Here is a 15,838-nt window from a genome sequence, read left to right on the forward strand (position 1 = left end):
GAGAAATGCAAACCTTTGTGTCGAGCGTGGCTGATTGCTTCTGGTCCGCATGTCCGGGCACGGGCCAATGCCCAGTACGCGACACGGATCGCTGGCTTTGAACGGCCCCGCGCCTACAATTCCGCAAGGACCTGCTTTGCCGACTCCCGACGCCAGATGATCCGCTTCGACAACGTCACCAAGCGCTACCAGACCGGGCTCGACGCGCTCACCGAACTCAGCTTCGAGGTTGGCACGGGCGAGATTGCCTTCGTGACCGGTCATTCCGGCGCCGGCAAGAGCACCCTGCTCAAGCTGGTGAGCCTTGCGGAACGCCCGACCCGCGGCCAGATCACCGTCAACGGCCGCGATCTCGCGCGCGTGCGCAGCGGCGCGATCCCGCTGCATCGGCGCGGCATCGGCATGGTGTTCCAGGATCATCGCCTGCTGACCGACCGCAGCGTGTTCGACAACGTCGCGCTGCCGTTGCTGATTGCCGGCACTGCGCGCGCCGAAATCGGCAAGCGCGTGCGCGCCGCGCTCGACAAGGTCGGCCTGCTTGCGCGTGAGAAGGCCGCGCCCGTGGCACTGTCCACTGGCGAACAACAGCGTGTCGGCATTGCCCGCGCACTGGTCGCCAAGCCGCCGCTGATCCTTGCCGACGAACCCACCGGCAACCTCGATCCACAGCTTTCGCTGGAGATCATGAACCTGTTCGCCGAGTTCGGCGCGGTCGGCACCACGGTGCTGATCGCCAGCCACGACCTCATGCTGCTCAAGCGCATGCGCCGCCGTGTGCTGGTGCTTGATCATGGTCGGCTGGTCGACGATTTCCGTCCCGAGGCGGCCGCATGAACGCCTCCGTGCAGGCCACGCCACGCGCAGCGCCCGAGCCGCTGCCGGCAACCCGCGTTGCACATGTTCGGGCACCGCTGGGTGAGCGTGTCGCCGCTTGGCGCGATCAGCATTTCTACAGTCTGTTCTCGAGCCTTGGGCGGATGAGCGCGCGCCCTTGGGCCAGCGGCCTCACCGTACTCGTGCTGGGCTTTGCGCTGGCACTGCCGATGCTGTTCTGGCTGGTCTACGACAATGCCCGCGAGCTTTCGAGCGGGATGCGCGAAGCGCGCGAAATCACCGTTTTCCTCAAGCCTGCGCTCGATGGGCCGGCGGCGGCGGCGGTCGCTGCGCGCTGGCGCGCGCGCGACGACGTCGCCGGGGTCGAGGTGCGCACGCCCGAACAGGGCCTGGCCGAGTTCCGCCGGATGTCGGGCTTCGGCGAAGCGCTTGACGCCCTCGGGGAGAACCCGCTGCCAAGCGTGCTGGTGGTGATGCCCAAGGCGAGCCTCGATGCCGCCACCGCCGCCCTGCTCGGCACCCTCGAATCCGACCCCGCCACCGACCTGATCCAGTACGACGCCGTGTGGCGGCGCAAACTGTCGGGTATGCTGCACCTCGGGCAACGGTTCGTTCTCGTCATTTCCGCGTTGTTGGCGCTGGCGACCCTGCTCGTGATCGGCAACACGGTGCGCATGGACATCCAGGCGCGTTCAGGGGAAATTGCGGTGATGCAGACGATTGGAGCCAGCAATGGCTTCATCAGGCGGCCATTCCTGTATGCGGGCTTCTGGTATGGCCTGCTCGGCGGCATGGTGGCGTTGGCGCTGGTGGGTGCGGTCGAACTTGCGCTGGCGGCGCCGATCGACGCGCTGGCCCAGGCGCAGGCGCGCGCGTTCGCGATCCACGGCATCAATCTGCGGGTGGCTTTGGCGGTTCTGGCCGCCGGCACCGCGATCGGCTGGTTCGGCGCCTACTTGGTGACCATGCGCCACCTGATTGCCGGCAGGCCACGCTGATGGCCGAAGTCTCGCTCACCCGCCACATTTCCAGTGACGAGCCGCGCGTGCTCGTGGTCGACAGTTCGCGCGTCGCGCGGCGCCTGATCGAGCGCGTGCTCAAGAACGAATTGCCACATGCGACCGTGGTGGGTTGCGACAGCGGCCAGCAGGCGCTGTCCTATCTGCGCAACGACGTGTTCGATCTGGTCACCACCGCGCTGCGCCTGTCCGACATGGATGGCATGCAGCTCGCACGCTCGATCCGCGATTCCAATTCGCAGGCCTACATTCCGATCGTGGTGGTATCGGGCGACGTGCAGGAGCGCCTGGTCGCGCGTTCGCTCGACAGCGCGGTGACCGACTATTTCGACAAAAGCCTGGGCATCGAGGCACTGGCGACCTTCATCCGCGGTTATGTCCGTCCGGTGGAACAGGTCGACGGCAGCGTGCTGTATGTCGAGGACAGCCGCGTGGTCGCGCTGGCCACGCGACGCATGATGGAAAAATGCGGCTTCACGGTCGCCCACGTGGTCAGCGTCGAAGCGGCGCTGGAGCTGCTGGAAGGCGCGCGCAATGAAAACCGCGCGCCCGGCTACGACCTCGTGCTCACCGATGTCAGCCTCAAGGGCGACCTCGGCGGTGGCGACCTGCTCGATCGCATCCGCAGCCAGTTCGGCTATGCCAAGAGCGCGCTGCCGGTGCTGGTGATGACCGGCGACGACAACCCCGATAACCAATCCGCCCTGCTCAGCGCCGGCGCCAACGATCTCGTGCACAAGCCGATCGAGGAACGCCTGCTGATCACCAAGCTGCAATTCCAGCTGCGCGTCGCGCAAAGATTCCGCGTCGGCACGCAGGCATGAGCGGGTCCGAACGCGTCAGGCTCGACGCGTCCTGGCTGTCCCGCATCGGCACCCAGTTCGAGCAGCCGCACATGCGGGCACTGCGCGAGTTCCTGCGCGCGGCCAAGGCCGCCGGCAAGGTGGTCTATCCGCCCGGCGCGCGCATCTTTGCCGCGCTCGACAGCACGCCCTTCGATGCGGTCAAGGTGGTGATCCTCGGTCAGGATCCCTATCACGGCCCGGGACAGGCCCACGGCCTGTGTTTTTCGGTGCTGCCGGGCGTGGCGACGCCGCCATCGCTCGAAAACATCTTCAAGGAGATCGAGCGCGACCTCGGCATCGCGCGGCCCGATCACGGCTGCCTGCTGCCGTGGGCGCGCCAGGGCGTGCTCTTGCTCAATGCGGTGCTCACCGTCGAACGGGGTCAGGCCGGGTCTCACCAGGGCAAGGGCTGGGAAACCTTCACCGATGCCTGCATCGAGGCGCTCAACCGCGAACGCGAGCATCTGGTGTTCCTGCTCTGGGGCAGCTACGCCCAAGCCAAGGGCAAGCTGATCGACCGCCAGCGGCATCTGGTACTCAAGGCCCCGCACCCCTCGCCGCTGTCGGCGCACCGCGGTTTCCTCGGCTGCGGCCACTTCTCGCGCACCAACGCGTACCTGCGCGACCGCGGCCAGACTGCGATCGACTGGCGTCTTCCACCCCGCGCCGAGCTGGCGCTGCCCTGAACGCACTGTTTTCCCCAGCCGAACACCCGGGTAGATTTCTTTCTGATCAATGACTTGCGGCCTTCGTGGCGGTTGGTCACGAGCCATGCGGCTCTGGTGATTTGCCATACTTGGCAGTACACTAACCGCCATTCAAGCTGCGCAGGACGGCATCGCACAGCGAACTTCCGCAGCGCTTAGCAGTCCAAGGTCGCGAGTGCTAAAGTGCGGCAAGACTCGGGGGAATCAATCCAATGAGCAATCAAATCGTCACCCATTCACTGCCCGTCCTCAACGCGGTCGGCAGTCTCGATGCCTACGTGAGCGCAGTGCATCAGATTCCGATGCTGAGCCAGGACGAGGAACAGGATCTGGCCCGCCGTTACCATGACGACAACGACCTCGACGCGGCCAAGCAGATGGTGCTTGCGCACCTGCGCTTCGTCGTCCACGTTGCGCGTGGCTATTCCGGCTATGGCCTGCAGATCGCCGATCTCATCCAGGAAGGCAATATCGGCCTGATGAAGGCGGTCAAGCGCTTCAATCCCGAACACGGCGTGCGACTGGTGTCGTTCGCGGTGCACTGGATTCGCGCCGAGATGCACGAGTTCATCCTGCGCAACTGGCGCATCGTCAAGGTCGCCACCACCAAGGCGCAGCGCAAGTTGTTCTTCAACCTGCGCAAGTCGAAGAAGCGTCTGGGTTGGATGAACGCCGAAGAGGTCGACACCGTGGCCCGCGAGCTCAACGTGCCGGCCGCGACCGTGCTGGAGATGGAAGCGCGCCTCAACGGCCGCGACATCGCCTTCGACGCACCGGCCGATGCCGACGACGACGAGAAACCCGCGCCCGCGGCCTTCCTCATCGACCACTCGGCCGACCCCTACGCGATGGTGGAAACCGAATCGGAAGACGAATCCAGTCTCGACACCCTCCATCGCGGCCTGGTCAAGCTCGATGAGCGCTCGCGCGACATCATCCAGCGCCGCTGGCTCAAGGACGGCGAGAAAGCGACCCTGCAGGAACTGGCCGACGAATACGGCGTCTCCGCCGAACGCATCCGCCAGATCGAAGCCAACGCGATGAAGAAGATGCGCGCGCTGTTCGAAGCCTGAGCGCAACGCAAGCGATCCACAGCGAGGGCGGCCGATGGCCGCCCTTTTCTTTCCGGGCGCGCAATGGCGCGCACTCGCGGCAGGCGCGCGCAGGACACTGCGCGGCGCCGGCGGACGATCCGGCACGGCTGTCCATGGGTTTTCGCGCGAGCGCACGAACCAGATCGATCCGGCCATTTCAATGCGGGAATGAAGGGTTTGCGCGCCCTCATCGTCGGCTGCGCGCCTCCGGCGTTCGAGTCGATCGACTCGCCATCGGGTGCACGCAAAGCCTGCGGGCAACGATCCAGCTAATACAAATCCACCGGATCCACGTCGATCGACCAGCGCACGCGGCGCTGCGCCGGCAGGGCGCGCACGGCGGGCAACCACGCATCGAGGAATGCGTGCAGGCTGCGGCGATGCCCGCTCTCGAAAAGGATCTGGCCATGCACCGCGCCTGCGCGCCGCGCGAGCGGCGCGGCCATCGGGCCGCGCAACACCACTCCGAGGGGGAGCGCCAAGGCCCGTGCTGCGGCGGCGAGGAAGGCATCGAGTTCGGCCTGTGTCGGCGCCTGTGCACGCAGCAGGGCGAACTGTGCATACGGTGGCAACTGCGCGGCGCGCCGCTCGCCGAGCAGTTCGCGCGCGAGTAAGCCGTAGCCGCGCGTGATCAGCGCGCGCAGCAGCGGGTGCCCGGGTTCGTGGGTCTGCAGGATCACCCTGCCCGCGCGTTCGGCGCGACCTGCGCGACCGGCGACCTGGACAATCAACTGCGCGAGCTTCTCGCCGGCACGGAAGTCGACGCTGTAGAGGCCTTCGTCGATACCGACCACGACGACCAGGGTGAGCTGACCCAGATCGTGCCCCTTGGCCAGCATCTGCGTGCCAACCAGCAAGCGCGCACCCGGCGTGGCGAGGCTTTCGATCAAGGCTTCGCGCATGCGCCGGCCACGCGTGGTGTCGCGATCGATGCGCACGATCGGTGTGTCGGGAAAACGTGCGGCGAGCAGGTCTTCCAGACGCTCGGTGCCTTCGCCCAGCGGCTGCAAGGCCAGGCTCGCACACTGCGGACAGGCACGCGGCAGGCGCTGCTGCACATCGCAGCGATGGCAGCGAAGTTGCTGCTCGCGCCGATGCAGGGTGAAGGCGCGCTCGCACTCGGGGCAGCGCGCGCTCCAGCCGCAGTCGTGGCACAGGAGCACCGGCGCATAGCCACGGCGGTTGCGAAACACCAAAGCTTGTTCGCCGCGTGCGAGGCAGGCTTCGATCGCGGCCAGCGTCGGCGCGGCCAGACCATGTTGCAGACGCTGATGGCGCAGGTCGATCACCTCGTATGCAGGCGGCTGCGCACCACCCGCACGTTGATTGAGCCGCAGCAGTTGATAACGACCGGCTTCGACATTGGCGAGGCTTTCCAGTGATGGCGTGGCGCTGCCGAGCACGAGCGGAATGTCGAGCGCGCGCGCGCGCACCACGGCCAGATCGCGCGCGTGGTAGCGAAAGCCCTCGTGCTGCTTGTAGGAGCTGTCGTGTTCCTCATCGACGATGATGAGGCCCGCGCGCGCGAGCGGCACCCAGCTCGCCGAGCGCGTGCCGAGCACGACCGGCGCGCGCCCCTGCGCCGCAGCGAGCCAGGCGCGTGCGCGTTCGGCGTCGCCCAGGCCCGAGTGCAACACCGCGATCTCGACGCCGAGTCCGTCGCGAAAGCGGCGGATCGTCTGCGGCGTCAGCGCGATCTCGGGCACCAGTACCAGCGTTTGCTGACCGCGTTCGAGCGCGGCGCGCGCGAGTGCGAGATAGACCTCGGTCTTGCCGCTGCCGGTGATGCCATCGAGCAGGAACGTCGCAAAGCCGCTGCTGCCGCGCACGGCATCGACTGCGGCCTGCTGTTCCGCATTGAGGCTACGCGCAGCTGCCACTCGTGGAAGTGCGATCGGATCGATTGCTTCGATCCAGTCGCGCGCGCTGGCAGTGCGCAGCGCTGCCGCGCCGCCGACTTCACGCGCCACCGGCAGCGGCAGCGCTTGTGCGGCCAAGGCATTGAGCAGCGCATCGATGCGCGTGCCGCGACGACGCTGCGGATCGACGAGCGCGGCGCGGCCGGCCTCACTCAGCTGCACTGCGACAGGTGTCGGCTCGGCGATGCTGCGTGCCTGGCGCAAGGCCGTGGGCAAGGCGCTGAACAGCACTTCGCCGAGCGGATGCTGGTAGTAACGCGCGGCCCAGCACAGGCTCGACAGCAGCTCGCCTTGCAGCAGCGGCGTCGCATCGAGAACGGCGTCGATCGCCTTGAGCCGATCCGGTGGCGTGGCCTGCGTCTCCTGCTCGACGACGATGCCGATCGCCTGCCGGCGGCCGAAGGGCACGCGCACGCGGCAGCCAACCACCGACCCGACGTCATCGGCGAGGTAGTCGAACAGGGTGGGCAAGGGCACGGGCAAGGCCACGCGCAAGATCGACGGCATCGATGATCACTCGAGGAAACGCCACGCAGGACACCGCGCAGCGGACAACGCTGCAAAGCCTAGCAGACCCCTGTCACCCAGCGCCGCGCAATGAACATCACTGGCCAAACCGCGCGCGCACCGCGGCGAAGTCGGCCATCGCCGATGCCGCGCCGCGCCCTTCGGTGGCGAGCGCCGCGCAGCGGTTGGCGTGTTCGATCACGACGCGAAACGGTTGGCCGGCAAAACGCACGAGCCCGGCCGCGAGGGCACCCGAGAGCGCATCTCCCGCACCGGTGGTGTCGAGGACTTTCGCCGGCGCTGCGGCAAGGCGATAGCAGTCGAGTGCGTCGCCTCGCCGATCTCCACCGGCATGCGATACGAAGCAGCCGTGCGCGCCGAGCGTGATCACCAGCGTACCCACGCCGAGCCGGCGCGCGAGCCGGTGCAGGTTGGCGTCGTCCTGCGCAACGAGTTGATCGGGATCGACTTCGATGCCGCACAGACGTGAGAGCAGCAGCGCGAACTCGGTTTCGTTGGGGGTGAGGATGTCGACGTCGGCGAGCAGCGCAGCGTCGAGCTGCGCATGCACGGGCGCGGGATTGAGCACGCGCACGAGATCACGGCTGCGCGCAAGCGCGAATGCCGCGCGGGTCGCCTCGATGTTGTTCTCGAGCTGCGCCAGCAGCACGCGCGCCATGTCGAATGCATCGGTCTGCGCCTGCACGAAGGCGGGATCGAGTCGCTCGTTGGCACCCAGCGCGACGATGATGCGGTTTTGGCCACCGGCCTCGACCACGATGCAGGCGCTGCCGGTGGCCGCGTCACTGTGCAGCAGCCAGCGCGCATCGATGGCCTCGGCAGCGGCGAGTTCACGCGCGCAGCGGCCGGCGGCGTCATCGCCGAGCGCGGCGATGAACGCCGTCGCCACGCCCTGACGCGCGCAAGCCACGGCCTGATTGAAGCCCTTGCCGCCCGCGGCGCTGTGGAAATCCTCACCACGCCGCGTTTCGCCGGCCTGCGGCGCGCGGTCGATGTGCCAGGCGTAGTCCTGGTTGTAGCTGCCGACGACGATGACCTGCGGCGCGCTCATGCCCTCACATCTGTTCGAGCACGCCGGCGATGGTTGCGGTCATGAAAGTCGCCAGCGAGCCGCCGAGCACCGCGCGCAGGCCAAAACGCGCGAGGTCCGAGCGGCGATTGGGTGCCAGCCCGCCGATGCCGCCGATCTGGATCGCTATCGAGGAGAAATTGGCAAAACCGCACAACGCGTACGTCGCAATCAATTGGCTCTGCTTGGTCATTTGCGCCATGTGATTGGACATGTCGACGTAGGCGACGAATTCGTTGATCACCACTTTCTGGCCGATGAAACTGCCGACCAGGGTCGCGTCCTGCCACGGCACGCCGATCAGCCACGCGAGCGGGGCGAGAATCCAGCCGAAGATCGTCTGCAGCGACAGCTCGACCGAATGTCCCGCACTGGCCGAGAGCCAGGCGTTGATCGTGGAATCGGCGGCGGCGCCCCAGGCATGCGTACCCAGCCACTGGATCGGACCATTGACGAGCGCGATCAGGGCGATGAAGGCGAGCAGCATCGCGCCCACGTTGAGTGCGAGACGCAAGCCATCGCTGGCGCCGGTGGCGGCCGCATCGATCACGTTGGCGGTGGTCTTTTCCACTTCGAGCTTGACCGTGCCGCGCGTGAGGGGTTGTTCGGTTTCGGGCACGAGGATCTTGGCCAGCATCAGGGTTGCCGGCGCCGCCATGATGCTGGCGGTGAGCAGGTGCTTGGCGAAAAACTCCTTCTGCGCCGGATCATCCCCGCCGAGCAGGCCGACATAAGCCGCCATCACCGAACCGGCGATATGGGCCATGCCGCCGATCATCACGGTCATGAGTTCCGACTGCGTCATGCGTTCGATGTAGGGCTTGATCGTCAGCGGTGCCTCGGTCTGGCCGATGAACACGCTGGCGCAGACGCTGGTGGTTTCGGCGCCCGACACGCGCATCACCTTGGTGATCACCCAGGCCATGCCCTTGACCACCTTCTGCATCGCGCCCAGGTGATAGAGCACGCCGGTGAGCGAGGCGAAGAAGATGATCGTCGGCAGCACCTGCACCGCGAACACGAAACCGAACTTGCTGGTGTCCATGAAGCTGCCGAAGATGAACTTCGAGCCGACATTGACGAAGTCGAGCAGCTTGACGAAGCCGACCGCGATCGCGTTGAACACGTCGCGGCCGAGCGGCAGCTTGAGCACGATCGCCGCGAACACGATCTGCAGCGTCACGCCGGTGGCGACCAGCTTCCAGTCGATCGCACGCTTGTTGTTGGAAAACAGCCAGGCGATGCCGATCAGCACCGCGAGGCCGAACGCGCCGAACGCGACCTGCCCAAGAACTTCCAGCATTGATTGTCCCCACGATGCGGCGGGCGCCGACCGGAACGGCGAGACTAGGGCAGGCGAGCGAGCGCACGCAAGGCGCAGCGCCGCGCGCGGCAAGCCTTCGCACGCCGCGGCCCCCGCGAATGTGAGCGCGCTCACGCTCGCTTTTCCGCGCGGATGCTTGCATGGTGCGACAATCGCGCCCGGCCAGCGGCCGGCAAGCGCTTGCACGCGCGCTTGCGGACAGCAGCCACGGTCGGCCGATCGCGTTTCAATCCTGCGGGCTCACTGGCTCGCGCCCTTCGATGCAAAACGGGAGCTCGCGTGCAGGCACGCCGATCACAACAACGCCCGGGATCGGGATACGCCGCCGAGGCGGGCAAGCTGCTGGCCCTTGTCGGCGCACTGGCCGCTTGCGCGTTGACCATCTGCTTGATGGATCCGGCCTTGGCGCCGGGTGATCCGGGCGTCGCCGAAGCCACCACGCCCGCACCTTGGCCTCTGCTCGCACTCAACCTGGTCCCGCTGCTGCTCATCTTGCTGCTGCTGGTGGCCGTGACGGGCCGGGCCTGGCTGTCGACACTGCTGCTTGCCGGCATGACCTACCTGCTGTACTTCGTGAACCAGATCAAGCTCGCCGAGCAATCGACGCCGATCGTGCCGGCCGACTTCCAGTTGCTCCTGCATCTGGACGCCAAAGGGGCGCTGCTGCTGGCCCGCTATCTGCCGCATGGCCGGCTGACCCTGGCGATTGGTCTTGCCGTACTCGCCATCATCGCCCTGCTCTGGTGGAAGGAACGCCCGTTGAACCTGCTGCGCGGCAAGCGCCGCCTGGTTGTGATCGCGCTGGCATTGATGGCGAACCTGAGCCTTTTGCGCGGATGGGCGCCGTGGCCGGTGCTGTATGGGGAAGACGTGCCCCTGAAGATCTGGGCGCCAAAACTGCAGGCGCTCGAAAGCGGTTTGCTCGCGAACCTGCTGCACTACCAATGGGCGATGGGCGTGATTTTGCCGGCGCCCGATGACGCCGCAGCCAGCGCATTGCTCGCCCGACACCGCGACCTGCTGACACAAACTCCGGCGATGCCGCCGGCAGACCTGCCCGACATCATCGTTCTGCAAAGCGAATCCCTGTTCGACCCCTCGCGCCTCAATGGCATCGAATCCGCGCAGGTGCTGCCCCATTTGCGCGAGCTCGCGCAGTCGGCGCAGCATGGCGACATGTGGGCGCCCACCTTCGGCGGCGGCACGATCCGTACCGAATTCGAGGTGCTCACCGGAATTGCCATGCGCTATTTCCCGCTGGTCGAATATCCGTATTTCGGCATGGCGGCAACGCGCGAAACGAGCCTGGCGAGCGTGCTCGCCAGGCACGGCTACGAAACCCTTGCCGTGCATCCATACCACCGCAGCTTCTGGAATCGCGCAAGCGCGTTGGCGAATCTGGGCTTCGCTGATTTCGATGCCGAAGACGAGTTCGGCGACGCGCCGCGCCAAGGCTGGTACATCAGTGACGACGCGCTCGTCGATCACTTGCTTGCGCGTCTGTCGCAGGCGACCTCGCCGATGTTCGTGTTCGCGATCAGCATGGAGAACCACGGCCCTTACGACGACTATCCCAACGTCGATACGCAGCGGCTCCAGGCACTGAAACTCCCGCCGCAGCTCGATGAGCATGGCAGCAAATTGCTGCGCGGCTATCTCTATCACCTGGACAATGCCGATCGTGCACTGGCCCGGCTGGTGGACGGGCTGCGCCAGCGTCCGCGCCGCAGCCTGCTGCTGTTCTACGGCGACCACCTGCCCGGGCTCAACGAGGTGTATGACCAGCTCGGCTTCAGGAACGGCGCAGCCGCCACCCAGCAACCGGTGCCTTGGCTGCTGCTCGATACCGCTCACCCCGCGCCACAGGCAGCGCAGGCAACAGCCGCGTTCTATCTGCCGGGCAAACTGCTGGCTACGGCCGGAATCGATGACGAGCCCTACTTTCGCCTGCTCGAATCGCTGGGTGAGGCCGATCATGTCGGCCCCGGCTGGTCGCCACCCGACGATGCCCAGCTCGCCGCCGTGATGCAGCTGCGCCAACAGCGGGAATTTGCGCGACTGCTGCGCCAGACCTTTGGCGCGCGACCGACCGTTGCGCAACCGCCCGCCGCTGCACCCGGGGAACGCTGACACGGCGACGCATGCAGCAGACGCCTGTCGACATGACGGCGTTCGTGCCACCCGCCAGGGCTTGCCCTAAAATCCGCGCTCCGCCAGCCGCCCGGCCTTCGCCAGGGAATGACCATGTCTGTAACCGCAACTGCGTCGGATCATTCGGCGATCGACCGCGACTACACGCTCGAACACAAGTACACGCGCGGTCAGGGCCGCATCTATCTGTCGGGCGTGCAGGCCCTGGTGCGCCTGCCCTTGATGCAGCAGATGCGTGACCGTGCGGTCGGGCTCAATACCGCGGGCTTCGTCTCGGGCTATCGCGGCTCGCCGCTCGGCGGCCTTGATCTCGAACTGTGGAAGGCCGGCAAGCATCTCAAGGCGGCCAACATCCAGTTCACGCCCGGTCTCAACGAAGACCTCGGCGCGACGATGGTCTGGGGCACGCAGCAGGCCAACCTGTTTCCCGGCGCCAAGTACGACGGCGTGTTCTCGATGTGGTACGGCAAGGGCCCGGGCGTGGATCGTTGCGGCGATGTGTTCAAGCACGGCAATGCCGCCGGGACTTCGAAGTTCGGCGGCGTGCTCGCGCTCGCTGCCGACGATCACGCCTGTCGGTCGTCGACCTTGCCACATGGATCGGAACTCGAATTCGTCAGCGCGATGATGCCGGTGCTCAATCCGGCCGGCGTGCAGGACATTCTCGACATGGGTCTGCTCGGCTGGGCGATGAGTCGTTTCACCGGCCGCTGGGTCGGCTTCAAGACGATCGCTGAAACGGTCGAATCCTCGGCCTCGGTGCTGGTCGATCCGCATCAACTCGACATCATCCTGCCGCCGGATTTCACCGGCCCCGAGGGTGGCCTCGGCATCCGCTGGCCCGATCCGCCCTTGCAGCAGGAAATGCGCCTGCACCAGTACGCGGTGCAGGCCGCCTGCGCCTTCGCGCGGGCCAATCGCATCGATCGCGTGGTGATCGATTCGCCGCGTGCGCGGCTGGGCATCGTCACCACCGGCAAGAGCTTCCTCGACGTGCTGCAGGCGCTTGAATACCTCGGCATCAGCGCCGAAGACGCGCGCGAAATCGGTATCCGCGTCTACAAGGTCGGCATGACCTGGCCGCTCGAACCGCAGGGCATCCGCGAATTCGCGCGCGGCCTGGAAGACATCGTGGTGGTCGAGGAAAAGCGCTCCTTCATCGAATCGCAGATGAAGGAAACCATGTACAACTGGGATCACCACGTGCGGCCGTCGGTGATCGGCAAGTACGACGAAGAGGGCAATTGGGTGCTGCCTTCGACCAACGAGTTGACGCCGGCGATGATCGCGCTGGTGATCGCGCGCCGCCTCGGTCGCTTCTTCAGCAGCGATGCGATCAAGGCGCGGGTGGCCTGGATCGAGGCCAAGGAACACGAGCTCACCCTGCCGCGCGCGAATTTTCCGCGCGTGCCGCACTACTGCTCGGGCTGTCCGCACAACACCTCGACCCAGGTGCCCGAAGGCTCGCGCGCACTGGCCGGCATCGGTTGCCACTACATGGTGACCTGGATGGATCGGCGCACCGACACCTTCACGCAGATGGGCGGTGAAGGCGTGACCTGGTGCGGGCAGGCGCCATTCACCGAAACCCGCCACGTGTTCCAGAACCTCGGCGACGGCACCTATTTCCACTCGGGCTCGCTGGCGATCCGGCAGGCAATCGCGGCCAAGGTCAACATCACCTACAAGATCCTCTACAACGACGCGGTGGCGATGACCGGCGGCCAGCCGGTGGACGGCACGCTCAGCGTGTCCGACATCGCCGGGCAAGTGTGGTCCGAGGGCGTCAGGACCATCGTCGTGATGTCCGATGACCTGAGCAAATATCGCGACATCGATTTTCCTCCGGAGGTGACATTCGAACACCGCGATCAACTCGACGCGGTGCAGAAGCGGCTGCGTGAAGTGACCGGCGTGAGCGTCCTGATCTATGACCAGACCTGCGCCACCGAGAAGCGCCGGCGCCGCAAGCGCGGCAAGCTGGAAGATCCGAACAAGCGCGTGTTCATCAACTCGCTGGTCTGCGAAGGCTGCGGCGACTGCGGCGAGCAGAGCTTCTGCGTCTCGGTGCTGCCCAAGGACACCGAGTACGGGCGCAAGCGCGAAATCGATCAATCCGGCTGCAACAAGGACTTCAGTTGCGTCAAGGGCTTCTGTCCGAGCTTCGTCACCGTGGTCGGTGGCCGCCTCAAGAAGCAACAGGGCAAGGCGAGCGTCGATTTCTCCGCGCTGCCGCAACCGCAATTCGCCAGCGATCTCGCCCAGCCGTGGAACATCCTTGTCACCGGCATCGGCGGTACCGGCGTCGTCACGATCGGCGCACTGATCGGCATGGCCGCGCACCTCGAGGGCAAGGGCAGCACCGTGCTCGATCAGACCGGTCTGGCGCAGAAGGGCGGCGCGGTGACCTGTCACCTGCGCGTGGCGCGCACGCCCGCAGACATCCACGCGGTGCGCATCGCCGCGGGTGAAGCCGACCTCGTGCTCGGTTGCGACATGGTGGTGGTCAACGACTACTGGGCACTGTCCAAGATCCGCGCGGGACGCTCGCGCGTGGTGCTCAACAGCTACGAGGCGATGCCCGGTTCGTTCACGATGAAGCCCGACCTGCAGTTCCCCGCGCAGGGCATCATCGATGCGGTCAAGACCGCGCTCGGCGGCGAGTCGCCAGAGCTGATCGATGCGACCGAGCTCGCCACCGCCCTGCTCGGCGACACCATCGCCGCGAACCTGTTCATGCTCGGCTACGCCTGGCAGAAGGGTTGGGTGCCGCTGTCAGGCGAAGCCCTGCTGCGCGCGATCGAACTCAATGCCGCTGCGGTCGAGATGAACAAGGCCGCATTCAACTGGGGCCGACTGGCTGCGCATGACCCGGTTGCGGTGCGCAAGGCGGCCGGCCTGCCGCATCCGCATCTGCCCTCGGGCGCGATTGCGTTGGCGCTGCCGCTGCGCAAGCCCGCAACGAGCTCGGATGGCGCAATGGCCGCAGCGCTCGACGATGGCACGCTCAGCAGCTCGCTCGATGAGCGCATCGCGCGCCGCGTGGCCTTCCTCGGCGAGTACCAGAATGCCGCCTACGCCGCGAAATACCGCGCCCTGGTCGACAAGGTGCGCGCCGCCGAGGCCGCCGCGTTGCCGGGTAGCAGTGCGCTCGGCGAAGCGGTCGCGCGTTACGCGTTCAAGCTGATGTCCTTCAAGGACGAATACGAAGTCGCGCGCCTGTACGCCTCGGGCGAATTCGAGCAGCGCCTCAAGCAGGTCTTCGACGGCGATTACCGCGTGCATTTCAATCTCGCGCCGCCGCTGTTCGCCAAGCGCGACGCCGAGGGGCGTTTGATCAAGGCCGAATACGGGCCGCGGATGATGACCGCGTTCAAGCTGCTGGCGAAGTTGCGCTTCCTGCGCGGCAGCGTATTCGACGTGTTCGGCTACACCGCCGAGCGGCGCGAGGAGCGCAAGCTGATCGCCGAGTACTTCACGATCGTCGATGAACTGCTGTCCGGGCTCGACGCGGGCAACCACGCGCTCGCGACCGAAATCGCCTCGATTCCCGAGCAGATCCGCGGCTTCGGACACGTCAAGGAGCGTCATCTGGACAAGGCACGCGAACGGCAAGCAGCCTTGCTTGCGCAATGGCGCAATCCGCAAGCTCGGCGCGACGCGGCTTGATCGCGCCGCGCCTGCCGATGCCTTAGCGTGCAGCCACGCGCGGGCGCAGATCGTCGACCAGACGCTTGCGACTGCTGCGCGCAAATTCGGCCGGCGAGAAGGGCATCGCCGCTGCGGCATAGTCGTCGATCAGGCGCAGCAATTCCTCGCGTGCGATGCCCGCTGGCTGCGCCTCACTGCCGTTGGCGGTCACTGCCGTGAGTCGTTCCTGCAGGCATTCCTTGCGCGCAATGCCTGCGCCGCTCGCGGGGTCGGCAACGCATAAGCCGAAGGTGCCGTCGAGAAAAGCGGGAATGTAGTTCTGCCGAATCTTCGCGTCGATTGCTGCAGGATCCTCGCCTGTGCCTGCGAGCGCCGCGTGCAGTTCCGCGCTCAAGACAGCCAACACCGCGTCGCGCTCGCCACCGGCAGCCGCGCGCTCGGCGATCGCCACCCAGCGCAGGCATTCGGGGCGGAAATACTCGCCCGCTGCGGCCTGCTGAGCTTCGATGCGGCCGAAAACCGCCGACTCGATCGCGTCGCCATCGCAGACATAGGTCGCGCGCGGAACCGCCCCGAGTTCGATCAAGGTCGCCAGGCGTTGTTCGGAGATCTCGGCCATCTCGGTGAAGCGCTGCCGGGAGACGAAGTGCCTGTGCAGATATTCGTCGAGCGTCATGTGCTCTCCATTGGCATGTCT

11 protein-coding genes are annotated in these 15,838 nt (G+C 66.4%); 7 read left to right on the forward strand and 4 right to left on the reverse strand.

Going from position 1 to position 15,838, the window contains the following annotated elements:
* The first annotated feature begins 156 nt into the window (after positions 1-156).
* From ftsE to rpoH, 5 genes are all read left to right on the forward strand, one after another.
* Positions 157-834, forward strand: coding sequence for a cell division ATP-binding protein FtsE (ftsE, locus tag KF759_RS00195; protein WP_291222120.1), 678 nt, complete (start codon positions 157-159; stop codon positions 832-834).
* Positions 831-1,832: a permease-like cell division protein FtsX gene (ftsX, locus tag KF759_RS00200; RefSeq protein ID WP_291222121.1), complete on the forward strand. Its 1,002-nt coding sequence runs from the start codon at positions 831-833 to the stop codon at positions 1,830-1,832. The genes ftsE and ftsX overlap by 4 nt, the downstream gene beginning before the upstream one ends.
* Positions 1,832-2,677: a response regulator gene (locus KF759_RS00205; RefSeq protein WP_291222123.1), complete on the forward strand. Its 846-nt coding sequence runs from the start codon at positions 1,832-1,834 to the stop codon at positions 2,675-2,677. The genes ftsX and KF759_RS00205 overlap by 1 nt, the downstream gene beginning before the upstream one ends.
* On the forward strand, positions 2,674-3,384 hold the full coding sequence (ung, locus tag KF759_RS00210) for a uracil-DNA glycosylase (RefSeq protein WP_291222124.1): 711 nt from the start codon (positions 2,674-2,676) through the stop codon (positions 3,382-3,384). The genes KF759_RS00205 and ung overlap by 4 nt, the downstream gene beginning before the upstream one ends.
* A gap of 233 nt (positions 3,385-3,617) precedes the next feature.
* A complete protein-coding gene (gene rpoH / locus KF759_RS00215; protein ID WP_291222125.1) occupies positions 3,618-4,478 on the forward strand; it encodes an RNA polymerase sigma factor RpoH in 861 nt (286 codons plus the stop codon).
* A 290-nt stretch (positions 4,479-4,768) separates the two neighbouring features.
* Here the strand turns inward: rpoH and KF759_RS00220 are convergent, their stop codons facing one another.
* The 3 genes from KF759_RS00220 to KF759_RS00230 form a co-directional block, all read right to left on the reverse strand.
* Entirely contained in the window at positions 4,769-6,925 is a 2,157-nt protein-coding gene (locus KF759_RS00220; RefSeq protein ID WP_291222127.1) for a primosomal protein N', read from the reverse strand.
* Positions 6,926-7,022: 97 nt separating this feature from the next.
* Complete coding sequence (locus KF759_RS00225) at positions 7,023-7,997, reverse strand: ribokinase (protein WP_291222128.1); 975 nt, start codon at positions 7,995-7,997, stop codon at positions 7,023-7,025.
* A 4-nt stretch (positions 7,998-8,001) separates the two neighbouring features.
* A complete protein-coding gene (locus KF759_RS00230) occupies positions 8,002-9,318 on the reverse strand; it encodes a nucleoside transporter C-terminal domain-containing protein (protein ID WP_291222130.1) in 1,317 nt (438 codons plus the stop codon).
* A gap of 411 nt (positions 9,319-9,729) precedes the next feature.
* Here KF759_RS00230 and KF759_RS00235 point away from each other — a divergent pair, with 411 nt between their 5' ends.
* Complete coding sequence (locus KF759_RS00235) at positions 9,730-11,469, forward strand: LTA synthase family protein (protein ID WP_291222131.1); 1,740 nt, start codon at positions 9,730-9,732, stop codon at positions 11,467-11,469.
* Between the two features lie 108 nt (positions 11,470-11,577).
* Complete coding sequence (locus KF759_RS00240) at positions 11,578-15,159, forward strand: indolepyruvate ferredoxin oxidoreductase family protein (protein ID WP_291222132.1); 3,582 nt, start codon at positions 11,578-11,580, stop codon at positions 15,157-15,159.
* Positions 15,160-15,181: 22 nt separating this feature from the next.
* On the opposite strand, the gene KF759_RS00245 is transcribed toward KF759_RS00240, so the two are convergent.
* Complete coding sequence (locus KF759_RS00245) at positions 15,182-15,817, reverse strand: DUF6058 family natural product biosynthesis protein (protein WP_291222133.1); 636 nt, start codon at positions 15,815-15,817, stop codon at positions 15,182-15,184.
* Positions 15,818-15,838 lie beyond the last annotated feature (21 nt).

Source organism: Dokdonella sp. (assembly GCF_019634815.1).
GTDB lineage: Bacteria > Pseudomonadota > Gammaproteobacteria > Xanthomonadales > Rhodanobacteraceae > Dokdonella_A.